At 56.7% G+C, this 23,003-nt stretch carries 20 protein-coding genes and 1 tRNA gene; 8 read left to right on the plus strand and 13 right to left on the minus strand.

Translation table 11 applies throughout. The features are described 5' to 3' along the window. Positions 1-40: 40 nt before the first annotated feature. From GS636_RS13975 to GS636_RS13995, 5 genes are all read right to left on the minus strand, one after another. Positions 41-706: a glutathione S-transferase family protein gene (locus tag GS636_RS13975; protein WP_171093340.1), complete on the minus strand. Its 666-nt coding sequence runs from the start codon at positions 704-706 to the stop codon at positions 41-43. A gap of 58 nt (positions 707-764) precedes the next feature. Then, positions 765-1,499 carry a monofunctional biosynthetic peptidoglycan transglycosylase gene (gene mtgA / locus GS636_RS13980; RefSeq protein ID WP_171184762.1) on the minus strand — a complete coding sequence of 245 codons (735 nt, stop codon included), beginning with the start codon at positions 1,497-1,499 and terminating at the stop codon, positions 765-767. A gap of 39 nt (positions 1,500-1,538) precedes the next feature. After that, positions 1,539-2,453 (minus strand): Hint domain-containing protein, encoded by a 915-nt coding sequence (locus GS636_RS22725; RefSeq protein WP_171669963.1) that lies wholly within the window; start codon positions 2,451-2,453, stop codon positions 1,539-1,541. 202 nt (positions 2,454-2,655) lie between these two features. After that, on the minus strand, positions 2,656-7,188 hold the full coding sequence (gltB, locus tag GS636_RS13990; protein ID WP_171669965.1) for a glutamate synthase large subunit: 4,533 nt from the start codon (positions 7,186-7,188) through the stop codon (positions 2,656-2,658). A 58-nt stretch (positions 7,189-7,246) separates the two neighbouring features. Then, the gene (locus GS636_RS13995) at positions 7,247-8,680 is read right to left on the minus strand and encodes an FAD-dependent oxidoreductase (RefSeq protein WP_171669967.1); all 1,434 of its coding nucleotides are present in this window, start codon (positions 8,678-8,680) and stop codon (positions 7,247-7,249) included. Positions 8,681-8,909: 229 nt separating this feature from the next. On the opposite strand from GS636_RS13995, the gene GS636_RS14000 reads away from it, so the two are divergent. Further along, positions 8,910-9,713, plus strand: a complete 804-nt coding sequence (locus GS636_RS14000) for an undecaprenyl-diphosphate phosphatase (protein WP_171669970.1) — start codon at positions 8,910-8,912, stop codon at positions 9,711-9,713. Here GS636_RS14000 and GS636_RS14005 read toward each other — a convergent pair. Next, on the minus strand, positions 9,704-10,696 hold the full coding sequence (locus GS636_RS14005) for a complex I NDUFA9 subunit family protein (protein WP_171669973.1): 993 nt from the start codon (positions 10,694-10,696) through the stop codon (positions 9,704-9,706). The genes GS636_RS14000 and GS636_RS14005 overlap by 10 nt on opposite strands. 201 nt (positions 10,697-10,897) lie before the next feature. Here GS636_RS14005 and GS636_RS14010 point away from each other — a divergent pair. Next, a tRNA-Leu gene (locus tag GS636_RS14010) sits at positions 10,898-10,984 on the plus strand. 297 nt (positions 10,985-11,281) lie between these two features. On the opposite strand, the gene GS636_RS14015 is transcribed toward GS636_RS14010, so the two are convergent. From GS636_RS14015 to GS636_RS14025, 3 genes are read right to left on the minus strand one after another with little or no spacing between them, the layout of a single operon-like run. Beyond that, positions 11,282-12,775, minus strand: a complete 1,494-nt coding sequence (locus GS636_RS14015) for a heme biosynthesis protein HemY (RefSeq protein ID WP_171669975.1) — start codon at positions 12,773-12,775, stop codon at positions 11,282-11,284. A gap of 10 nt (positions 12,776-12,785) precedes the next feature. Further along, positions 12,786-14,024, minus strand: coding sequence for a hypothetical protein (locus GS636_RS14020; RefSeq protein WP_171669978.1), 1,239 nt, complete (start codon positions 14,022-14,024; stop codon positions 12,786-12,788). 54 nt (positions 14,025-14,078) lie between these two features. Continuing rightward, on the minus strand, positions 14,079-14,792 hold the full coding sequence (locus tag GS636_RS14025; RefSeq protein ID WP_171669981.1) for a uroporphyrinogen-III synthase: 714 nt from the start codon (positions 14,790-14,792) through the stop codon (positions 14,079-14,081). 99 nt (positions 14,793-14,891) lie between these two features. Here GS636_RS14025 and tsaD point away from each other — a divergent pair, with 99 nt between their 5' ends. The 5 genes from tsaD (at position 14,892) to GS636_RS14050 (ending at position 18,978) form a co-directional block, all read left to right on the plus strand. Next, entirely contained in the window at positions 14,892-15,989 is a 1,098-nt protein-coding gene (tsaD, locus tag GS636_RS14030; protein WP_171669984.1) for a tRNA (adenosine(37)-N6)-threonylcarbamoyltransferase complex transferase subunit TsaD, read from the plus strand. Then, a complete protein-coding gene (locus tag GS636_RS14035; protein ID WP_171669986.1) occupies positions 15,986-16,948 on the plus strand; it encodes an NAD(P)H-dependent glycerol-3-phosphate dehydrogenase in 963 nt (320 codons plus the stop codon). Before tsaD ends, GS636_RS14035 begins: the two co-directional genes overlap by 4 nt. Continuing rightward, positions 16,949-17,218 carry a YciI family protein gene (locus GS636_RS14040; RefSeq protein WP_171669989.1) on the plus strand — a complete coding sequence of 90 codons (270 nt, stop codon included), beginning with the start codon at positions 16,949-16,951 and terminating at the stop codon, positions 17,216-17,218. Then, positions 17,218-17,640 carry an EVE domain-containing protein gene (locus GS636_RS14045; protein WP_171092721.1) on the plus strand — a complete coding sequence of 141 codons (423 nt, stop codon included), beginning with the start codon at positions 17,218-17,220 and terminating at the stop codon, positions 17,638-17,640. Before GS636_RS14040 ends, GS636_RS14045 begins: the two co-directional genes overlap by 1 nt. Positions 17,641-17,802: 162 nt before the next feature. Next, positions 17,803-18,978, plus strand: coding sequence for a hypothetical protein (locus GS636_RS14050; protein WP_171669991.1), 1,176 nt, complete (start codon positions 17,803-17,805; stop codon positions 18,976-18,978). A gap of 147 nt (positions 18,979-19,125) precedes the next feature. Here GS636_RS14050 and GS636_RS14055 read toward each other — a convergent pair whose 3' ends face one another. The 4 genes from GS636_RS14055 to GS636_RS14070 all read right to left on the minus strand — a co-directional run bounded on the left by GS636_RS14055 (position 19,126) and on the right by GS636_RS14070 (position 22,179). Continuing rightward, complete coding sequence (locus tag GS636_RS14055) at positions 19,126-19,467, minus strand: DUF2853 family protein (protein WP_171184737.1); 342 nt, start codon at positions 19,465-19,467, stop codon at positions 19,126-19,128. Positions 19,468-19,608: 141 nt separating this feature from the next. Continuing rightward, positions 19,609-20,358: an extensin family protein gene (locus GS636_RS14060; protein WP_171184735.1), complete on the minus strand. Its 750-nt coding sequence runs from the start codon at positions 20,356-20,358 to the stop codon at positions 19,609-19,611. 13 nt (positions 20,359-20,371) lie between these two features. Further along, positions 20,372-21,760 carry an adenosylhomocysteinase gene (gene ahcY, locus GS636_RS14065; protein ID WP_171093342.1) on the minus strand — a complete coding sequence of 463 codons (1,389 nt, stop codon included), beginning with the start codon at positions 21,758-21,760 and terminating at the stop codon, positions 20,372-20,374. Positions 21,761-21,864: 104 nt separating this feature from the next. Next, entirely contained in the window at positions 21,865-22,179 is a 315-nt protein-coding gene (locus tag GS636_RS14070; RefSeq protein WP_171092729.1) for a hypothetical protein, read from the minus strand. A gap of 206 nt (positions 22,180-22,385) precedes the next feature. Between GS636_RS14070 and GS636_RS14075 the strand changes: the two genes are divergently transcribed. Continuing rightward, positions 22,386-22,979 carry an HD domain-containing protein gene (locus tag GS636_RS14075; protein ID WP_171184731.1) on the plus strand — a complete coding sequence of 198 codons (594 nt, stop codon included), beginning with the start codon at positions 22,386-22,388 and terminating at the stop codon, positions 22,977-22,979. The last annotated feature ends 24 nt before the right edge of the window (positions 22,980-23,003 follow it).

A 23,003-nucleotide genomic window follows, 5' to 3' on the forward strand; every position in this document is an offset into this window, starting at 1 on the left:
CCCGGCGCGATGGGGGCAGGCAGCCCCCTGCTGAACCCTATCAGAAATCCAGATCGGCGTAATGAGGCGGCGGCCGAAACCCTGGCACCTGATCCGCCAGAATGGACCGAAACGCCGGGCGCGACTTGATCTTCGCGTACCAATCCTTGACCACCTGGCTGCGGTTCCAGTCCACGTCCGAGATATAATCCAGCGCCGACAAATGTGCCGCCGCCGCGAAATCGGCCAAAGTCATTTGATCCCCGGCCAGCCATCGGCGGTGATCCAGCAGCCAGGCCATATAGTCCAGATGATACTTGATCGCCTTGGCACCCTGTTTGACATTCTTGCTGTCCGGGTATCCCTGACCGGTCACCTTCTTGTTCACCCGCTCATATAAAAGCTTCGATGTCACTTCGTGATGGAACTTGTCGTCAAACCATCCCACAAGGCGACGAACTTCAAACCGGGCTTCGGGGTTTTTCGGCATCAAGGGCGGTTCGGGGCGGGTTTCTTCGATATATTCGCAGATCGCCGCACTTTCCGACATGATTTGCCCGTCCAAACGCAACACCGGCACTTTTCCCGCCGGATTTCGGCGCAGAAAGTCCGGATCCTGTTCCCAGTATCGCTCCTCGACCAATTCAACTTCGATCTTCTTCTCGGCCAAAGACAATCGGACCTTGCGGCAATACGGAGAGAGGGGAACGTGAAACAGACGCGCCATGGGCTTCCAATCGAACCAGTGAATACCCGACTGATTTAGCCCTTGAGGGCAGCGGGTTTCAATCCTCGAAACAATCTGCGCGACCATCTGCGCGGATGGTGGCCGCCCCGTCCAGAATCGAAGCCGCGCGTCGACGCGTGCGCACACTTGGGTCTGTGACCGAACGATTGCGCGGTGATGGCAGAATGGCAGCAATCCGGGCCGCCTGAACAGAAGTCAATTGCGCAGCACTTCGGTTGAAATAGCGCTGTGCCGCTGCTTCAACGCCAAACACGCCGTTGCCGGTTTCTGCAACGTTCAGATAGACCTCGAGAATACGCTGCTTGCTCCAGAAGATCTCAACCACCGGGGTGATTGAGGTTTCCATCGCCTTCCTCACCCAGCTGCGCCCTTGCCAGAGAAACACGTTCTTCACCACCTGCTGCGTGATAGTCGACGCACCGCGATTGCCGCCGCCTTCAAGTGCGTCACGTATGGCTTCAACATCGAATCCCCAGTGCTGGCAGAAATTCGCATCTTCCGCCGCGACGACCGATCGAGCCATGATCGGGGAAATCTCTTCTATCGGAACCCACTCGCGTTCAACTTTGCCCAATCGCCGCCACTCGGACCATATGGTGTGGGTTACCGGCGGGTTTACAACCGAATAGAACAAGACCAAGGCGACCACGAGGCCGGCAATCGCCAAAGCGGCACGTGTCGCCCAACGACGGACCGTTTGGGCCACAGTTGATTTCCGTTTGGTCGCCTTACTTTTTTTTCCGCCTGATTTGCGGGCTGCTTTCTTCGCCATATCTCAGCTATACGACGCGTCGCCGGGGTTTGAAACGGCCTAAATTCCCAAGGCGCGCGCCTCTCGCGGGTGGACGACCGGGCGCGCCGTTTCCAGCGACATCGGGTCCGCTCCGGCCAGTTCAGGAAACAGGTGCAACACTTCGCTTTGGGTCTCTCGGTCCGCGGCCGTCAAAGCATGACCCGGATAGTAGCTTTCACTTTTTGCCCCATTGGCGATGACGATTTCATGCCTCTTGAACAGCAGGTGAACATATTCCACCTCCCCGCCTTCAACGCGGGTCACTGTATCGCCGTTGACAAGAACATGGGCCGCGATCAGCGCCTCGGCGTGTCCAAACAAGTAGGATGCGCGCCAATCCTCGATAAGCATTCTATGCTGCGGCGAGACAAGAAGCGGACAGTCCAGCTCGAAAACGCCTGCCTCAAACCGGATTGGGGCCAGTTTCCCTTTGGCCTCGACCCTTGTGCGCCCAACCCAGATCAAGGGCTGAGGGCCATGGTCCAGTGTCGTGACCAGATCACCAGCTTTCAGGTCTTCCACCGCGCGTTCCCCGTCAGGCGTTGCAATCATTGTGCCCGGCGTGAAACAGGGCGGACCCAGAGTACCAACATCCAGCGGTCCCTGTGTGTTGACGAAACTTGTCGAAACCAACGTCCCTGGCTGTAAAACCTGACCGTCTGTCGGGGTGAACACCCGAGACCCATCGGCCAGATAGAACGTGGTTCCAACATAGGTGACATTACCAACTCCGGTCACATTGATGGTGACCGTATCCCCTGGCCATGACGATGTGACGTCCTGCCCATTGACAGTATCACCACTGGGCGCATCGATTTCGTTGTCATCATCAACGTCCGTGAAATCGAAACTGGCGACAGCAATTGCCGTTCCCACAGGCGGAGGGTTCGCCGGATCAAAGGTGTAGAACTGGTCGCGATATGTTGTTGGCACTCTACCGCCCCTGATTTACACCACGGGACTTCTGAAGCAGCCCATGGTTTTCGCTCGAATTCCGAGGAAGATTGGCGAAATTCCGGTGCACAGGCAAGAATCCCGAAAAAACAGTGTAAACAAACCAGGCCCCGCGTGGTGCAAATGACACGCGAGGCCCGTAATTTAGTGTTTTTCAGCCTATAAAGCTTTGCAGCAGGCTTTATTCCGCTGGAACTGCGGTGGCTTCGATGCTCAGCGGATGGCTCAGCTTATTCAGCATCTCTTTGGGGCACACTTGAAGGAAGTTGCCTTTTTCAACGTCCCAATGTTGCAAGATGTCTGCGGCTTTCCGGCTATAGGTCTCTTCTGCATGGCGCGTGATCAGCGCTTTCAGTTGCTCTTCCCAATGCGCGACAGAAACCGGGCAGGTGACAAGGGTTTCCATGTTCATCAGCGCTTGGGCTTTGCCTTCGGGATCATACAGATAGGCCATGCCACCTGTCATGCCGGCACCAAAATTGGCACCGATGTCGCCAAGGATCACCGCAACACCACCTGTCATGTACTCACAGCCATTCGAGCCACAGCCCTCGATCACCACCTTGGCGCCCGAGTTGCGCACGGCGAACCGCTCGCCCGCTCGACCGGCGGCAAACAGATGGCCATCGGTTGCACCGTACAAAACGGTGTTGCCGATGATGGTGTTCTCGTCTGCTTTCAGTGGGCTGACCTGCGGTGGGCGTACAACGATCATGCCACCCGAAAGTCCCTTGCCGACATAGTCGTTGGCATCGCCCGAAACTTCCAGCTTCAGACCCGGCGCGGCAAATGCACCCAACGACTGACCGGCTGACCCTTGCAGTTTCACGTGCAGGTGGTCGTCCTGGAACGTATTCCGCATACCAAAATTCTGAACGATATGACTGGAGACACGAGTACCCACCGTCCGATGCGTGTTCTGCACCGCGTAAGACAGTTGCATCTTCTCGCCGTCCTTCAGGAACCGCGCCGCGTCTCGTACGATTTCGGCGTCCAGAGTATCGGGTACAGCATTCCGATCCTTGTCGCGGTTGTAGACGATGTTGTGTGCACCATCGACGGTGATCAGCAACGGGTTCAGGTCCAGATCATCCAGATGCGCAGACCCACGGCTGACCTGAGCCAGTAGATCGGCACGGCCGATGATCTCATCCATCGAGCGTGCACCAAGGCTTGCCAAAAGCTCTCGCACTTCCTGCGCGTAGAAGGTGATCAGGTTCACCACCTTGTCCGCATTTCCGGTGAACTTGGCGCGCAGGCTTTCGTCTTGCGTACACACACCAACCGGACAGGTGTTCGATTGGCACTGACGCACCATGATGCAGCCCATCGCAATCAGCGCAGCGGTGCCGATTCCGTATTCTTCGGCCCCCATCATCGCAGCCATGACAACGTCACGCCCGGTCCGCAGACCACCATCGGTCCGCAGTGTCACACGATCGCGCAGGTTGTTCATCGCCAGCACCTGGTGCGCTTCGGTCAGGCCCATCTCCCACGGAAGACCAGCATACTTGATCGAGGTCGCCGGAGACGCACCAGTGCCACCATTGTGACCCGAAATAAGGATAATATCTGCTTTCGCCTTGGCTACACCAGCCGCAATCGTGCCCACGCCCGAAGACGCAACCAGCTTGACCGTCACCTTGCAACGCGGGTTGATCTGCTTGAGATCGTAGATCAACTGCGCCAGATCCTCGATCGAGTAGATATCGTGGTGCGGCGGCGGAGAGATCAGCGTCACGCCCTTGGTCGAGTGACGCAGACGCGCGATCAGGTCAGTGACCTTCATGCCCGGCAGCTGACCACCCTCACCCGGTTTGGCACCTTGAGCCACCTTGATCTCAAGCTCTTCGCACTGGTTCAGGTATTCTGCGGTTACACCGAACCGGCCCGAAGCCACCTGTTTGATCTTAGCGGATGGGTTGTCGCCATTGGGCTCGGGCACAAAATGCGCCGGATCTTCGCCACCCTCGCCTGAATCGGATTTCGCACCAATCCGGTTCATCGCCACGTTCAACGTCTTATGCGCCTCGGGGCTGAGTGCACCCAAAGACATGCCCGGCGTTACAAAGCGCTTGCGGATCGAGGTGATCGATTCGACCTCTTCAATCGGGATCGCGTTGCCCATAGGTTTAAAGTCCATCAGGTCGCGCAAGTGGATCGGCGGATTCGATTGCATCTTGGCCGAATACTGCTTCCACAACTCATAAGAAGCGCGGTTACAGGCCATTTGCATCATGTGCATCGAGGTCGCTTCCCACGCGTGGGTTTCACCCGATTTCCTCGCCTTGTAGAAACCACCAATAGGCAGAACATCCAGACCGCTGTCCCAAGCCTTAGCGTGGATGTCTTCAAGCTTGGCTTGAATACCCGTCACACCGATCCCCGAAATCCGGCTGGTCATGCCCGGGAAATACTCGGCCACCATGGCGCGGCTGAGGCCCACGGCCTCAAAGTTCAGCCCGCCACGATAGGACGAGATCACCGAAATACCCATCTTGGCCATAATCTTCAGCAGGCCCTGATCGATAGCTTCGCGATAACGGGCGACATTCTCGGTCAGGGTTCCGTCCAACAGACCACGATCAATGCGATCGGACAGAGAATCTTCTGCCAGATAGGCATTCACTACGGTCGCACCGCACCCGATCAGAACGGCAAAATAATGCGGGTCGATACATTCAGCGGAACGCACGTTCAAAGAGCAGAACGTCCGTAGCCCTTGCCGGGTCAGGTGTGAGTGAATTGCACTGGTTGCCAAAATCATCGGCATCGCAATCCGGCCCTCGCCCGTGTTCATGTCAGACAACACGATATGTCCTGCACCGGACCGAACGGCTTCTTCTGATTCGGCTCTAACACGGGCCAAAGCGGCGCTCAGTGCACCACGGCCTGGTTCAAAGCTACAGTCGATTTCAACCAAGGGCGCATCAAAATTCTCGACCAACTTGTCCCATTGGGCGTTTCCGACAAAGGGGCTTTCCAAAACGATGATCTCGGTTTGGCTGCTGTCCTCATCCAACACGTTCTTGAGGTTGGCAAAGCGTGTTTTCAGCGACATCACCCGGTATTCGCGCAAACTGTCGATCGGTGGGTTGGTCACCTGACTAAAGTTCTGGCGGAAGAAATGGCTGAGTGGCCGGTACTGTTTCGACAAAACAGCCGAGGGCGTGTCGTCCCCCATTGAAGCAAGTGCTTCTTTGCCATCCTCGGCCATCGGGGCAAGGATCTGCTCTAGCTCTTCAACCGAATACCCCGCAGCGATCTGACGCTTACGCAGCTCTTCGCCAGAAAAAATCGGGGCTTCGCTGACACCGGCCAACGTGTCGTCCAGATCGTTGATCTTGCCAACCCACTCACCAAAGGGCAACGCACGTGCCAGTTTGTCCTTGATCTGTCTGTCGCGGTACAGCTTGCCTTTCTTCATGTCCACGGCCAGCATCTGACCGGGGCCAAGCGCGCCTTTTTCAGTGACGCTTGCCTCGTCGATCGGAACCATGCCCGCCTCGGACCCTGCAATGACAAGCCCGTCACCGGTAACCACATAGCGCATCGGGCGCAGACCGTTCCGATCCAGTCCGGCACAGACCCAACGACCATCGGTCATCGCCAGTGCAGCAGGTCCATCCCACGGCTCCATCACCGAGTTGCAGTAGGAATACATGTCGCGCCACGCCTGAGGCAGCTCTACCGCCTGTTTGGACCAGCTTTCCGGGACCAGCATGGTTTTCGCCATGGGCGCAGATCGGCCCGCACGCACTAAAACCTCGAAAACCGAGTCTAATGCAGCCGAATCCGACGATCCGCCTGCGATGATCGGCTTGATGTCTTCAGCGTAGTCACCAAAAGAACCGCTGGCCATGCGGATCTCATGGCTTTTCATCCAATTTATATTGCCTTTCAGCGTGTTGATCTCGCCGTTATGGGCCAACATTCGGAAGGGTTGGGCCAGCCACCACTGCGGGAACGTATTGGTGGAGTAACGCTGGTGATAGATCGCAAAAGCGGACTCAAAGCGCTCGTCCATCAGGTCGGGATAGAACACGGCGACCTGTTCGGCCAGCATCATGCCCTTGTAGATGATCGAACGGCAGGACAACGACGCCAGATAAAGCCCTGAAATACCCGCGGCAGTCGCGGCTTTTTCGATGCGGCGCCGGATCACGTATAGCTCACGCTCAAATGTCTCTTCGTCCACACCCTTGGAGTTCGAGATCAGAATCTGTTCGATCTCGGGGCGGGTCGCATTGGCTTTTTCGCCCAGGCAAGTCACATCGACCGGCACGTGACGCCAGCCATAGATGTAGTAGCCCATGCGCAGAACTTCGGTTTCCACGATGGTCCGGCAGCTTTCCTGTGCACCAAAATCTGTGCGCGGCAGGAATACCTGACCCACTGCGATAAGCTCGTCCAGTTTGGGTTCGTGCCCCGTACGGCGAATTTGGTCATAGAAGAAGGGAACAGGGATCTGAACGTGAATACCCGCGCCGTCGCCGGTTTTGCCGTCGGCGTCCACAGCACCACGGTGCCAAATCGCCTTTAGTGCATCAATCCCCGCATCTACCACCTTGCGTGACGGCTTACCATCTACAGATACAACTAGGCCCACACCACACGATGAATGCTCTTCATCCTTGGAATAGAGACTGTTTTCCGCCATCCATTCGCGTTTGGCTTCCTCGGCTCGGACCCAATCGGCATCATATTTGGTCATTGGCTGTTTCCTTCTTTCAAGGGGACGTCTTGGCGTCGAACCCTGATAATCCTTGAGCTTATTCGGCTGCGATGGCCGCTTTGGCGTTGAAACGGTCGATGATCGCGTCGGCACAGTCGCGACCGTCGCGGATCGCCCAGACGACCAGCGATGCACCGCGCACGATATCACCAATGGCATAGACGCCATCCATTTCGGTCTCACCTGTCTGGAATGCAGCCTTAACGGTGCCCCAGCGTGTCACAGGCAAATCCGGTTGGCCGAACAGAGTGGGCAGGTCCTCAGGCTCAAAACCCAGCGCCTTGATGACCAGATCGGCCTCTTCCACATAATCCGCACCTTCGATGACTTCCGGAGCCTGACGGCCCGAAGCATCGGGTTGCCCCAGACGCATCTTCTGCACCATCACGCCGGTTACTTTGTCGTCACCGGTGAACCCTTTGGGCGCGCTGAGCCATTCAAAGACAACGCCTTCTTCCTCGGCATTTTGTGTTTCACGTTGCGAGCCAGGCATATTGGCACGGTCGCGTCGGTACAGACATTTGACCGAGGTCGCGCCCTGACGGATCGAGGTACGCACACAGTCCATTGCCGTGTCGCCGCCACCGATCACAACCACTTTCTTGCCTTCAGCATTCAGGCGGCCATTGTCGAAGTCTTCTACGTCGTCGCCAAAGCTTTTACGGTTCGAGGCGGTCAGGAAATCGATGGCTTTCTCGATTCCACCCAACCCACTTCCTGGCATGGACAAGTCACGCGATTTATAAACGCCAGTTGCAATGATAACCGCGTCATGCTTGGCATGAATTTCTGCAAATTTCTCGGCGTCAACGTCGCAGTTCAGCTCAAATGTCACGCCGCCTTCAGCCAGCAGATCGTTGCGCCGTTGCACAACATCCTTTTCAAGTTTGAAACCCGGAATACCATACATCAACAATCCACCCGCACGATCATAACGGTCGTAGACAGTGACCTGAATTCCGGCGCGGCGCAGCATGTCTGCAGCGGCCAACCCACCGGGGCCGCCCCCGATAATACCCACACTTTCGCTGCGCTCTGCGGTGGGCGAAACAGGCTTCACCCAGCCTTTGTCCCAAGCGGTGTCGGTGATGTATTTCTCGATCGTGCCGATGGTCACGGTGCCATGCCCCGATTGTTCGATCACACAATTGCCTTCGCACAAACGGTCCTGCGGACAGATACGGCCACAGATCTCGGGGAAGGTATTGGTCGCCTGGCTGGTCTGATACGCCTCTTCCAGACGACCGGTGGCCGTAAGGTTCAGCCAGTCGGGGATGTTGTTGTGCAGCGGGCAGTGCGACTGGCAATAGGGCACGCCACATTGGCTGCACCGGCTGGCTTGTTCTTCCGCTTTGGCAGCGGCATATTCCGCATAGATCTCGTTGAAGTCTTCCTTGCGCACATCAGCGGCGCGTTTTTCCGGCATGTCCCGGTCGATCTGCACAAATTTCAGCATCGGTTGCTTGGCCACGGGTCAGACTCCATGAATTGGCTTGGTCCGGTCTCTTTACGAGATAGTCTTTCGGATTAAAAGTCAATTATGCTGACCTAAATTGAGAAAATCGGCCATCTGCAAGTCAATTTCAGAAAAAGTAACCGAATTTTAGTTCCGCTTCGGACCTATTTGTGTGCTTTCTTTTCTTGTACCACCCTTATACCCATACAAGGAAAGCAATAGTGACCGTAACTCGGCAGGGCAGATGAGTCTTTTTCACCTGATTCTCGTAGCAATTATTCAGGGAATCACTGAGTTTTTGCCCATATCTTCATCAGGTCACCTGATCCTTTTGCCAAACCTGACGGGCCTGCAGGATCAGGGGCAAACCATAGACGTTGCGGTGCATGTGGGAACCCTTGGCGCGGTCGTTCTGTATTTCTGGCCGGACGTTAAACGCGCCATTTCCGGCCTGCCGCATGCCTTGATTGGCCGTACTGACACAGAGCAGGCGCGCTTAGCTTTGGGCTTGATCATCGCAACAATCCCGACGGTGATCGCAGGCTTTATCCTGCATATGACCGGGCTGAGTGAGGCTATGCGTTCCATCACAGTAATTGGTTGGACCATGTTGGGTTTCGGTCTGTTGCTGTATTGGATGGACCAGAAAGCCCCACAAACCAAAGAAAGCGCTGATTGGGGCGTACGCGACGCGTTCAAAATGGGGTTGTGGCAGGTTCTTGCCCTGATCCCAGGCACATCACGGTCTGGAATCACCATCACTGGCGCGCGCCAGTTAGGCTATACCCGCGAAGACGGCGCGCGGATTGCCATGTTGATGTCGATCCCGACGATCCTTGCCTCTGGCACCTTGCTTTCTTTGGATGTGATAGGAAACGCCGACGCACAGTTGGCGCGCGACGGCGCCATTGCTGCGGTGTTTGCTTTTATCTCAGCTCTTTTGGCACTCAGCCTGATGATGCGGCTACTGCGCAGCATCAGCTTCACACCCTACGTCATCTACCGCGTCATTCTTGGCGCGATCCTGCTGTTCATGGCCTACAGCTGATCAGTCCGCAGGTTCTTCGCCGAATTCTGAATCTCGTCATACTGACCCGAGGGGCGGAACTTCCACAGGTATTCCGGCAGCACCGACTCCAATGTGGTCGGCGTGATCTCAAGATCGGCGAAAGACCTTGCTCCATCGGACACCACATTGTCGTTCCGCAGGTTCTTCAGCTGATCGCGGGTCAGAATGTTGTTCGGGAACAACTGGAAACTGACAAACTTCACGATATCCAGAACACCCGCCATGATCCGAGCGGCAAAGAACGGCATACCGATGATAACGCGACGACGATGGATCACTTCCAGCATCTGCTGCATCAAAGCGCGGAAGGTTTTGACCTCGGGGCCACCCAGCTCATACACGCCAGGTTCGGCCTGTCCCAGAACACCTTTGACCGCAGCCTTGGCCACATCATCCACAAAAACCGGCTGGAATTTGGTTTCGGCCCCAACCAATGGCAGGAACGGCCCCATGCGCGTCATTCCGGCGAAGCGGTTGAAGAATTGATCCTCTGTGCCAAAAATCACAGATGGCCGCAGGATCACCGCGTTTGGCATGTGCTTCAACACGCCCGCCTCGCCCTGCGCCTTGGTCTGAGAGTATTCGCTGGCCGCATCGGCATCCGCGCCAATGGCCGAGACATGAACCATCCGTTCAATCCCCTGCTCAGCCGCCAATCGCGCAATACGCTCGGCTCCTTCTGCCTGTACAGCACCAAAATCGTTTTTGCCCAGTTCGTTCAGAACACCAACGCAGTTGACCACAGCATCCGCACTGTGCATGGCCAACGCAACGGACGCGTCATCGCGGATGTTGCACAACACCGGTTCGACCTGGCCGACGACGCCATAGGGCTTCACGAACATCGCCTCGTTCGGGCGGCGCACTGCTACCCGTACACGCCACCCCTCACTTGCCATGCGCCGCGCGATGTAGCGACCGACAAATCCCGATCCGCCATAAATCGTCACCAGTTTCGACATGAGAGGGCTCCTGCTGAGAAATTGCGCCCTAGACCTAACGCCCGCAAGCCTTCCTAACAAGGCGCTAATTCGCCGCGTGAGGAGTGAAATGCGCCGAGCCAATTCAGCGGCCCAGAAGCAAATTCAAAAAACTTTCAAAAATCTCTGCGAATCTGGTTGACGCCCTCCGCCGCTGGGCTTAAACGCGCCCTCACGACACCTGCCCAGGTGGCGGAATTGGTAGACGCGCTAGCTTCAGGTGCTAGTGTCCGTATGGACGTGGAGGTTCGAGTCCTCTCCTGGGCACCAAATTTCTTCCTAACATGCTGAAAATAAACGCGGTTGCGGCAGAGCGTACCTGTCTACGTTAAGCTCTGTTTGCGTTGTGCGTCCTGTTCTGATCCCTGCTCCGGGTGCAAATCAAAACGCCACAGCTTGCCCTGAAGCACATCGCTTAAAGTCCGAAATTGAAGCGGATCAAGGTATTCGCAATTCGGAGGAGCTGACTGCGCCATAGCTTTCGACACAGAAAAGCCTCCGATCAGCGACCGGAGGCTCAAAGGCACACTGATTCAGATGTGATGACCAAATTGGTCTGTGTCAGGCTCAGGCCTGCTTCTGAACTTCGGTCTCTTCTGCAACTTCGACGGGCTCCGCTGTCGCTTCAACCGTTTCAGTCTCGTCCAGCGGCTCTGCCTCTTCCGGATCGTCCGTTTTGTCTTCAAGTGCACCGACGATCAATGGCAACATGTGAACGCCGGTCGCACTTGCGATCTCGGGCGTCTGGGGTGTTTGCCAGCTGAGCGTATCGAAGCTGCCGCAATTCTGGCAAACCGGGGCCCATTCGGGTTGGATGTCATGACAATTGTCACACACCCACTGCGGACCACGCGGTGCGTTGAGCGCCTTTGCCAGCCAGCCCTGTACAACAGCGTCCTTAGCACCTTCGCCGCGCTCAATGGCGGCCATCAACGTGAAAGCACGCGCATCTCCTTGTTTTTCCACCACATCTCCCAGCGCACGGCGGGCTTCAGGGAAATCTTCGGCCACGATGTTCAACTCGGCAAGAATCAAACGGGTTTCCAAATTCTCGGGATGAATGCGGGTCAGCGCGGTAAAACGCTTGAGCCTTTCCGCAGGCGTTTCATCCGACGCAATCTCGGCAAAGGCATGGGCCAAATCTGGATGAGGTTGCGCCTCCCAGGCCTTTTTCAGAATCTTGGTCGCGGGGCGAGGTTTGCCTTTGGCGATGTAAGCACGGGCGGCCATGGCCGCGGCAGGCACCAGATCAGGTGACAGTCGATTGGCCTCGATCGCGTGTTCCTGCTGTTCTACGCTCGCATCTTCGTTCAGAATATCCTTCGCTTCGGACAAAGCCAAAACCGCGTCGCGGCGCTTGAACACGTCACGCGGCAGATAGCCCGCTTTCAATTTGGAAGACAGGGTCGAACGCGCCCCGGCCCAGTCCTGGGCCTTGGTTTGCAGGTTCAGCAGAACGTCTTGCGTTTCTTCATGGCGCGGTTTGATCGCCAAAGCCTTTTCGGCCAACTTGCGGGCCGTTTCGTCATCACCTTCGGCCAGCTTCTGCTTCATGATCCCGCGCACGCCGACAAAACGGGTCGCGTTGTTGGTGACAAGTTTCTTGTAGGTTTCAGCCGCTTTTTTGGTGTCGCCCGTCATCTCGGCCGCCTGCGCCACCAACAGATTTGTCAGTTCTGGCTTGTTCAGCAGCTTCTCGGCCTTGTTGGCTTTGGTCATTGCTGCACGCCCCTCACCCGAAGCCAGTGCCATCAGACCATCCGACAGCGCCTGATACCCGCGCTGTTCGCGGCTGCGGTCGAAGTACCGCGACAGGGCCGTTTCATCCCCGTTGAGGAACTTAAGCGTGGCAACTAAAAGGCTGAGCAGTTTGAAGAACAGCCAAACCGCAAATACCAGCACGCCCAGCGCAATCACGGACTGCAATGGCCCAAGCGTGAATTCCGTGCCCGCGACGGTGATCTGCACCCCACCGCTGGTTTGCATCAGGAACTGACCGCCTAGCGCCAGCAGGCCAATAATCGCAACAAAAACGAGGATCTTAAACAGTGACCACAGCATGGCAGGTCCTTCAGTTCGAGTTCAGGCCAGAAGCCAAAGTATTCGCCGCATCGACGGCAGCGACCCGTGTCTGAGCCGCCTGCTCCCAATCGGCCATCGCGGTCTGCGCCGCTTCGGGAAGTGATTTCAGCTCGCTCAACGCTTTGGACAGGTCTCCGTCCGCCAGCGCAGCCTGAGCGCGCGACAGAACGGCGTCCGGCCCATCCCCATCTTGTGGCGTGACCGAACGCGCACCCGTTTGCCGTTGCAAAAAGGCAATCAGGCCGGTGCCCTTGTCCGCATCACGCGCGTTTGCCAGAGCATTTCGGGCTGCTGGCTCAAAAGAAGCCCGAAGTGACGACAAGGTTTCCACACCTTTGTCAGCCGGCGCGCTCAATGCGTCAGGCACATTGACACCACCCGCCTTCAATTCCGCAACCAGTTCGGAATAAGGTTGGCCCGCATCCAACTGCCCATGCACACGAGACAGAACCGCAGCATTTGTAGCAGCCTGAGCTTCGGCAGATGCTTTCGCCTCGAGCGCTTGCGCGTCCGACACCATCTTTTCAACCTCAGCCCGTTGCGCCGCCAGCGAATCCTGAAGTTTTTTCAGCTCAGCCTCGAATGCGGCAGTGGCCTCGGGTGATGTGTTGGCTTCGATTTGGGCTTTCTCAAGCGTTGCGATCCGTTCCGATAAAGGCGCGACCTGACCGGACAGCGCATCAACTGATGATTTGACCGCGTTCAGGTCACCTTCGACCGGTGCCAGCTTGTCAGACAGGGCTTTGACCTGATCGGTCAGACCAGAAACGTCTGGAGTGCTTGCCAGCGTTTGAGACAGCTTCGCAATCTGATCCGACTGATCCGTCAGTTTCGATTCCAGTGCCGCCAGAGCGTCCGAGTTGTCGGTTCCACCCGGTAACAGCCCACCATTGCCCAGCGCAAATCCGACTACAGCGGCGACAGCCCCGCCCAACAAAGCGGGCACAAATCCACCGCGCTTTTCCACCACACGCTCGACAGTTTTTTCTTCGACCGGAGCGGTATCTTCCGGCGGTACTTCGGCTTCGGCTTCGGCTTCGGCTTCGGCTTCGGCTTCGGCTTCGGCTTCGGCTTCGGCTTCGGCTTCGGCTTCGGCTTCGGAAAGGTCTTCTGCTACAGGTTCATCGGGGTCAACAGGCGTATCTTCCGGTTGCAGCTCGGATTCAACAACGTCGTCTGCCTTGGGGTCTTCCACCGGCTTTTCGTCGGATTTCTTCTTACCAGCCACCGCAATATTCCCCTTATCGAATCCAAATTCAGATGAATAACAGCCCAAGTTAAGTTAATCGGGGACCTCGCCTCCCTCAACCCGCAACACATGTTTTACAAGCTTTTTAACTGCCTTACGCATTTTCTTGGGTGTCGGCGCTTTGGCGATCTTCAGGTGCGCATAGTCCATGGAATAAAGGGGATCAGCCGTTGCCTGACTGATTGCGGCAAGCCAAAGCGGCGCTGAGCCGGACCAAATATCGGCAAAATGTCGCGCCGTGCGCGGTGAAAATAATGGGGCGATGACTGGCAAATTTCGGTCTGCGGCGTCTGCCGCCTCGGGTGTTAGCGGCAACAGAAGCTGCTGATAAACCGGCTGCTCGCGCACAGTCAGACCGGATTCGGTAAGTCGAGCCGCGATGTTGCCGCGCGTGTGCTCGCCCCGTAAATGCAACAAAGGGCTTTCGGGCCGATTCTTCAGCAAATATCCCACAAGCTCTTCGGCTGTGCCCCCAACCATCTCGGCCTGCCAGCCGTAACCTTTGGCGGTCCCGGTCGTCGACGGACCGACGCAATAAGCAGGCAATGTGCGATCAACACCTCTAGAAGCCGCCGCATTCACCGCGTTGGCCGAGGTGAAAATCAGGCCCTTCACCCCCTCTGTTTCGACCGCGACGCTCAAGGGCCGAATCTCGAGAATTGGGGAATAGATAACCTGAACCCGGGATCTGACGCGGGTTGGCAACTGCGCGACAAACCGTTTCGAGGCTGCGCGCGGGCGGGTCATCAACAAATACAACGTATGGCGCCTTGGCCCTTGAGGATTGTTTGCATCCGCGCAGGGTGATACCCCGCCGTTGATGACATGATGCAACGGATCAGGGTGATGGTGCAAACACTTACCGTGCTGGGTTTGGAAAGTAGCTGTGACGACACGGCTGCCGCCGTTGTGCGCCAAACCGACGGCGCGGATGCTGAAATCCTGTCGTCGGTGGTACATGGTCAAACCGATCTGCACAGCGCCTATGGCGGTGTTGTGCCCGAAATCGCCGCGCGAGCGCATGCGGAAAAGCTCGACATCTGCGTAAAACAAGCGCTGGAGGCCGCTGACCTTGATCTGCGCGATATGGACGCCATTGCCGTGACCGCTGGCCCGGGCCTGATCGGCGGCGTCATGTCTGGCGTCATGTGCGCCAAAGGGCTGAGTGCCGCGACCGGCTTGCCCCTGATCGGCGTCAACCACCTTGCCGGGCACGCGCTGACACCGCGCCTGACAGACGGGATCAGCTTTCCCTATTTGATGCTTCTGGTTTCGGGCGGCCATTGCCAATACCTGATTGCTCACGGACCAGAGCAATTCACGCGCCTTGGCGGCACAATTGATGACGCGCCCGGAGAAGCCTTCGACAAAACAGCGCGCCTTCTGGGCCTGCCACAACCCGGTGGTCCGTCTGTTGAAGCTGAGGCCCGCGCAGGGGATCCCAAACGCTTTCGCTTTCCGCGGCCGCTGCTGGACCGGCCCGGTTGCGATCTGTCCTTCTCGGGGTTGAAAACGGCTTTGATGCGGATGCGCGACCAGATCGTTGCCGAAAAGGGCGGGCTGACCCGTCAGGACCGCGCGGATTTATGCGCCGGGTTCCAACAAGCGATTGTGGACACCTTGGCCGAGAAAACCCGACGCGCGATGGACCAGTATCTGGTCCTCAACCCTTCCGAACCCGTCATCGCCGTTGCCGGGGGCGTGGCGGCAAATTCAGCCATTCGTGCTGCGTTAGAGACTGTTTGTGCGGAAAAAGGCACGCGATTCACGGCCCCGCCGCTGCCCTTGTGCACGGACAACGCCGCAATGATCGCCTATGCCGGGCTGGAGCGTTTTCGCACCGGCGCGCGCGACGGTCTAGACCTTACCGCACGTCCCCGTTGGCCTCTGGATCAGCGCAGCCCCGCAATGCTGGGCAGTGGCAAGAAAGGGGCCAAGGCATGAGCATTTCTGTCCTGGGCTCTGGCGCATTTGGAACCGCACTGGCGATTTCATTGGCGGGCAATGGGCAGGTTACGCTGTGGTCGCGTGACGAAAACCAAGCGCGACAAATGCAAGAGGCACGAAGAAACCAAGCCCGTCTACCCGGTGTAACCTTGCCGCCAAACATTGCAGCTACGGCAGATATACAGGAAGCGTGTACCGCAGATACACTTCTTCTGGCTGTGCCGATGCAGAAACTGCGACAGGCTTTGACGGATCATGCACCCTTGTTGCAGGGCAAAACACTGGTTGCCTGCTGCAAAGGGATCGAATTGTCCACGGGCCTCGGGCCGATAGCCGTGATTGAAAGCGTTGTACCAACTGCCAACATCGCGCTGCTGACCGGACCCAGCTTTGCTGACGACATCGCACGCGGCCTGCCAACTGCGCTGACACTGGCGTGTGCAGATGCCCAGATCGGCAAAACGCTGCAAGCCGAACTAACAACGACAAATCTTCGTCTTTATCGCACGACCGACACGGTTGGGGCCGAGCTGGGCGGTGCGCTAAAAAACGTTATGGCCATCGCATGCGGTGCGACAATGGGAGCCGGATTGGGCGACAGTGCGCGCGCGGCGTTGCTAACCCGCGGCTTTGTTGAGATGCAGCGATTCGCCACGGCCCGAGGCGCGCGTCCTGATACTCTGATGGGATTGTCGGGACTGGGTGACCTTGTTCTGACCTGTTCGTCTGACTTGTCCCGAAATTACCGTTTTGGCCTGAGTTTGGGTCTAAACCAGAGTTTTGACAGCCAGACGACAGTCGAAGGTGTCGCCACAGCGCGCGCCATGTCGGACATCGCTAAAAAAGAAGGGTTGGACATGCCTATCAGCACTACGGTGGCGGATCTGAGCCACGGTGCATACAGTGTGTCTGAGGCCATTCAAACCTTGCTCAATCGACCCCTTAAGGAGGAATAAATGCTGATCGCTCTCATCGCCAAAGACAAGCCCGACGCGCAGCAAACCAGGCTGGACAACCGCGCCGCTCACCTAGCTTATATCGAAGAGACGGGCGTGGTCTCTCAGGCGGGGCCCCTGTTGAATGGTGATGCTATGATCGGGTCGTTAATCATTTTGGACGTCGCCGATTCGGCCGCCGCGCAGACCTGGGCCGACAATGACCCCTACGCCAAGGCGGGGTTGTTTCAATCGGTTGAGCTGATTCCGTGGAAAAAGGTGATCGGCTGATGGCGTATTGGCTGTTCAAGTCCGAACCTTCAACCTGGAGCTGGGATCAGCAATCCGCAAAAGGGGATAGCGGCGAGGAATGGGATGGCGTGCGAAACTATCAGGCGCGCAATTTCATGCGGCAGATGGCCGTTGGGGATCGCGGGTTCTTTTACCACTCGCAAAAAGACAAATCAGTGGTAGGCATCGTCGAGGTCTGTGCCGAAGCTCATCCGGATAGCACCACCGATGATGACCGATGGGAATGCGTGGACATCAAGGCAGTTCGTCCCTTTGCCAAACCGGTGACGCTGGACCAGATCAAGGGGGACGAACGTCTAGCTGAAATGGTGCTAGTCAAGAACTCGCGCTTGTCGGTGCAGCCGGTGACTGAGGACGAATGGAAGGTGATTTGCGCATTGGGCGACACGCAGCCTGATTGACGTGCAAACCTTGTGTCTGGCGTAAAACTTCTCAAGCGCTCGACAAAATGCTATGTTTCTCTGGGCTTCGCCGGGTGGGGGCTTGCCATCTGCTGTTTTTTGTAATCGCAGACGCTTGGTGGTGTCCGAATAAAATTCGGTCTTTCTTAAAAGTGTGACCCCATGTCTGACGTTAAAGGCGGCAGTGGGATTCTCGAAGACGCCGTCGCTGCGAAGAACACAAAAACCTGGGAAGCGCGCCTGAAAGAGGCGCGCGAAAAGCGTGCAAACGCGCTGGCTGATGGAAAGGTCGAAGCGCGCGAACCACCGCGCTTGAAACCAACTGAGACAGACCTTCTACCGCCAACAGATGACACTGAGATCGACGAGATCGTGTCCGAACGGGTGCGCTCACTCCACCTGGATGAACCTGTCAGCAAACCGCCTTCGAAAAGCCGAATCCCAATTATTGTGGCGGCTCTGTTTTGTGGGGCTTTGCTGCATTGGGCAGGAACAAAGCTGATTGAAGCCCAACAGTCCACGCCCAAAAACTCCGTCGTGCAGTCGAATGACTCTGGCGACGAACCTGCATTGGACGAAACACTTTCGCCTACGGCGGCATCAACCGAGCAAATTCCAGAGGATCCTGCTGCGCCCGCGCTTGAAGAAGAAATCCAAGCTCCGATTCTTGAGAAAAAGCCAGTTCCGCCTCCCATTGAAATTGATGAAACACCACTGCAAGAAACCGAAGCGTCACTTGCCCCGCCAATTGTGTTTCTTCCCGCCTCACTTGAACCTGTTTTGGAGGATCCGGAAACGCTTGCCAAACCGGTGTCATTTTCAGTTCCCGTTGCGCCGCCATATCCCGATTCCGGCCTGCTGAAAAAGCGTAGTTCTTTGCAGCCGACACAAGCAGTCTTCGACCCATTGCCCAAAGAGATCACGCAATCAGCGACTCCAAATTACTCTGAGGTAAAACCACTTCAACCCGCTAAACCTTCGATCGACCTTGAAGTGTCACTGTTCGTTCCGGCACGGGTTTCGCAAGACACCAGCGACCGAGCATTCGAACTATTGAACGAAAGCCAGGCGAATGTGGTTGCGACGGCGCGCGTAGGCTATCGGATCAGAGAAACTCAGGTGCGGTATTATCACCCCGCAGACGCCGAGAACGCCGATCTTGCTGCCAAGGCTTTGGGTGGTATTGCGCGGGACTTCACAGGTTCTGGCAGCAAAACACGCCCTGGACGCATTGAAGTCTATCTGGCTGGCTCGGGTGGAGGGGTAAGCCGCGATTCAGACCGGCAACCGACAAGCTTCGAGACCTTTATAGACCGCATACTCAATGAGCTTAGGTAATAAATAAGGGAAGGTTCTGACCGTCCTGGTCACAGTTTGAACTTAGCCCAACCGTTGCCGGTGGTTCAAACGTCAAATATTTAAACTACGATTCAAATGAGAAACGCCCGCCGAAGAAGACGGGCGTTGCATGAATTTATCGACAAATCAGCCGTATACCGCTTCTTTGCCAAAATGCTTAGTCAGCATGTAATAAACCACGGCGCGGTATTTGTTGCGCTCGGACATGCCGTAGGTTTCCATGGCTTTGTTGATCCCCTCCATCAGTTCCGGCCCGTCGGCCAGACCCAACTTTTTGATCAGGAAGTTGTTCTTGACTGTTTCCAGTTCGGAGTCTTGGCTGGCTGCAACTGTTGCCGCGTCTGCGTCGTAAATCGCCGGACCGCAACCGATGGTGACCTTGGTCAACAGGTCCATATCGGGGTCCATCCCACATTTGCTTTTCAAATCTTCTGCGTATTTAGCGATCAACTCGTCGCGCTTGCCCATATCCCAGTCTCCTTAATCCATAAATCCGGCAATCCTCACCGATGGCCGGAAGAGTAGCCGCGTCCACGGTTTTTCCAAAAGGAAAAAAATCCGCGATTTCTCCCCCCAAAATCGCGTTTGGAACAGTAACTGCCAAAAGGTCTATCGGCAGTATCCCCAACCGGGGCCTTGCAGGTGGAAATGGTCCGCGTGCAAACGATTGAAATCAGGGCCAAGAACAACGCGAAACCACTCGCAAGCCCCGCGCCAGATCTGGCGCAGAAAAGCGGCTTCCGGTTCTGCGCCCTGCCAGTCAGACAACAAGGTCAGCGTTCGACCATCAGCCGTATCCATACCGATAATGTCGATCGAGTCCGCGCGGGCGTGGCTGCTCCAACCGCTGTTTTCACCCTGCGCGGTGCGCATACGGCGGCAGTTATAGCTGCCGATGTGACGCAATCGGGTTATGTCGGTCCCAAGCAGATCGCGCGCAGCGGGTTGCACAACGTGGTGTTCCCACATGGCCAGGCGCAAGGTGGTGGTGCAGCTGGTTTCCACAGGCTCCATTCGCGCCGTGACCAGTTGCGACAGCAAACCCCGGCCGCTGATGCCACAATTCTGATCGACAACCAGATCCTGCATTGCCGGGAATTGCACACCAGCCTCTGCCAAAGCCGCCCGGCACTGTGCCTCATGCGCCAGCGCGCGATTCAGCTGCCATTTTGTGACCGGCGTCACCGGCGCGCTGATTTTCAGATCGCGCAACGGATTCCAATAAGAAGGCACCGGAGTATTGGGATGCGCCAGCAGCCACCACCCCCCTCCGCCCAACAGGATCACCACGACTGCCAGCCGGAAAATGAAAGACGCCGCCGAGTACAAAAACCGGCGGCGTCCAGAAGTCTGCGTCATCGTCAGACAGCGCTTAGTAGCGGTAGTGTTCCGGCTTGTAGGGACCTTCCGGCTTCACACCGATATAGGCAGCCTGATCGGCGTCCATCTGGGTCAGCTTCACGCCGATGCGATCCAGGTGCAGGCGGGCCACTTTCTCATCCAGATGCTTGGGCAGGATGTAGACCTCGTTGTTGTACTGATCGCCTTTGGTAAACAGCTCGATCTGCGCCAGAACCTGGTTGGTAAAGGATGCCGACATCACGAACGAGGGGTGCCCAGTGGCGTTGCCGAGGTTCAGCAGACGGCCTTCGGACAGCAGAATGATGCGGTTGCCCGAAGGCATCTCGATCATGTCCACCTGTTCCTTGATGTTGGTCCATTTGTGGTTCTTCAGGCTGGCAACCTGGATTTCATTGTCAAAGTGACCGATGTTGCCAACGATCGCCATGTCCTTCATCGCGCGCATATGCTCGATGCGGATCACGTCCTTGTTGCCGGTGGTGGTGATAAAGATATCCGCGCTGGCAACTTCGTCTTCCAACAGGGTGACTTCGAAACCGTCCATCGCAGCCTGAAGGGCGCAGATCGGGTCAACTTCGGTGACCTTCACGCGGGCACCGGCGCCGCGCAGCGAAGCGGCCGAGCCTTTGCCCACGTCGCCGTAACCGCAAACCACGGCAACCTTGCCGGCCATCATGGTGTCAGTGGCGCGGCGGATGCCGTCGACCAGCGACTCTTTGCAGCCGTATTTGTTGTCAAATTTCGACTTGGTGACCGAGTCATTCACGTTGATCGCAGGGAACGGCAGGTGGCCGTCTTTCACCAGCTGATACAGGCGGTTCACACCAGTGGTGGTTTCCTCGGACACACCCTGAATTTGGTCGCGCATCTTGGTGAACCAGCCCGGCGATGCTTCCATGCGTTTGGCGATCTGCTTCTTGATCACCTCTTCCTCTTCCGAGCCCGGAACAGGGATAATGTCTTCACCCGCCTCAGCGCGAGCACCCAGCAGGATGTAAAGCGTCGCGTCGCCGCCATCATCCAGGATCATGTTCGGGCCTTCGTCGAACAGGAAGGACTTGTCCAGATAATCCCAATGCTCTTCCAGCGTCTGACCTTTGATGGCGAAAACAGGAATACCGGCCTCAGCAATCGCAGCAGCCGCGTGGTCTTGGGTCGAGAAGATGTTGCACGAGGCCCAGCGCACATCCGCGCCCAGCGCCACCAGCGTTTCGATCAGAACGGCAGTTTGGATGGTCATGTGCAGCGATCCAACGATACGCGCACCTTTCAGAGGTTTGCTTTCACCGTATTCTGCACGCAGGGACATCAGCCCCGGCATTTCGGTTTCAGCAATGTCCAATTCCTTACGACCAAACCCGGCCAGTGAAATGTCCTTAACGATATAGTCCCCAGCCATCAGGCGCTCCATTTTTCTGGTTTTACTCAGTCCCGGCTGCCCCTAGCATTCCTTGGGGCAGGTGGCAATGTCGATGAGTTGAAACCGAAGGCTAAGGGCTGATGTCAGCTTGGGGTGCCGTCAATTTTTATCTTTGGTATTGCTTCAAAAAAATCCGTGCCAACGGCAACAATACAGCTGATGCCATTCGCATTGGTGACCAGAACGGTATAACTACCGGTTTTCTTCGAGGTCCAAACCTCCATCACCGATTGCGCACCGCGCGTCTTTTGCAAGCCACCAAAGGCCAATTCCTCGGCGTAGCTTTCCTGCAATTTGGTGATGATCGATTCTCGCTCTGCGCAGTTTTGGGCAAAAGCAGGTGGGGCTGTGGCAGCCATACCAAAGGTCAATGTAATGGCGAACAAACGCTTGAACATGGCGAACTCCTTTCGTATCGCGTTTCGCTTGCGAGAGGAGCACACCGGGAGAAGCGTGTGCCCCCCTCGGTTTTAATGTCGGGATCGAGTGGTGATGTTTCAAAGCACGAACGCTCAAGAAAACGTTGGCAGCTAGTGATCCTGACAGGTACATCATAGCAGAAAAATACGATTTTTATGTGTCCGACTTCACAAGGCATGGCAAAATGGCAACACAACCCCGAGCATGGCAGAGGATGCTGTCAGGCCGCAGGCTGGACCTGCTGGACCCGACCCCAGTGGATATCGAGATCGAAGATATCGCGCACGGACTGGCCTTTGTGGCGCGCTGGAACGGTCAAACCAATGGTGATTTTGCCTATTCCGTGGCCGAGCATTCCTTGCTGGTAGAAGAGATATTTGGTCGAATTTCGCCCAAAGCGCCAATCAAATGGCGGCTGGCCGCGCTGTTACACGATGCGCCGGAATATGTGATCGGCGACATGATCTCGCCGGTCAAATCCGCCGTCGGCCCGGATTATGGCGCACTGGATGACCGTCTGGCGGCGGCGATCCACATCCGGTTCGGCTTGCCTGCCGAAGTTCCGAAGACGGTGAAACGGCAGATTAAGAAGGCAGACAAGATCAGCGCATGGATGGAGGCGACGCAGATTGCGGGCTTTTCAGAGGCCGAGGCCACCAAGTTTTTTGGTCGTCCGGACAAAGCAGTAATGGAAGGACTGACGATTACCTTGCGCCCGCCAATTGAGGTGCGGCAAGCTTATACCGCACGGCATGAAGACCTGCTGTCACAGCTGTAGCAGGCGGTTCGAGCGACAAATGGT

Source organism: Ruegeria sp. HKCCD4884, assembly GCF_013110855.1.
GTDB lineage: Bacteria > Pseudomonadota > Alphaproteobacteria > Rhodobacterales > Rhodobacteraceae > Ruegeria.